At 39.2% G+C, this 571-nt stretch carries 1 protein-coding gene and 1 pseudogene; one reads left to right on the top strand and one right to left on the bottom strand.

The features are described from left to right. Nucleotides 1-276 (top strand): annotated as a pseudogene (locus tag R7Z77_RS27360) (LysR family transcriptional regulator); the annotation flags it as partial. A 52-nt stretch (nt 277-328) separates the two neighbouring features. Here the strand turns inward: R7Z77_RS27360 and R7Z77_RS27355 are convergent. Next, nucleotides 329-571 (bottom strand): prepilin peptidase (locus R7Z77_RS27355; RefSeq protein WP_318137306.1); only part of this gene is annotated, 243 nt, incomplete at its 5' end.

Raw genomic sequence — 571 nt, 5'->3', positions numbered from 1 at the left:
CTTACCACTTCTTCCTCTCGATTGATGATCAATGAACTGCAAGCGGCAAATACTTTTGTTATCTGTCCAAGTTGGACATTAGGTGATTACAAGTGTAGCCAATATCCGCTATCCAAGTATATCGAGATGTACGTATGGTGTAATGACTCTGCTGCGAAGAAAATTGACCAAGAACGTTTGAGAAGTTTGATTACCGAAACATTCCGACTTACTTCTAAAGGCGTGGTTGGTAGACCACCTACGGGTCGCTTGCTAACCAGTTGTGAAGTGATGTAGAGAAACGCCATGGCTATTGAATAAATAGACATGGCGTTTGTTTTAATAATGATTAAATTAATGACAGGTAGAAGAAAAAGAGCCCACTTATACCAATTGGTATTGTGTAAGGGATACCATTCTCAAAAGGTGTTTTTTTGCGATAAACAGACATTAACCACATAACCAATATTTGAATCCCACCCAGTAATCCTATCGCTACTATTGCCGCTAACATATATTCATCGTTCACTCCTAAGAAAAGTGCGCCAATGAGTTTTACATCTCCGCCGCCTACAATATTTATCAACCAAAG

Source organism: Vibrio sp. 1401 (assembly GCF_033340295.1).
This window is presented reverse-complemented; position numbering and strand designations above follow the sequence as displayed.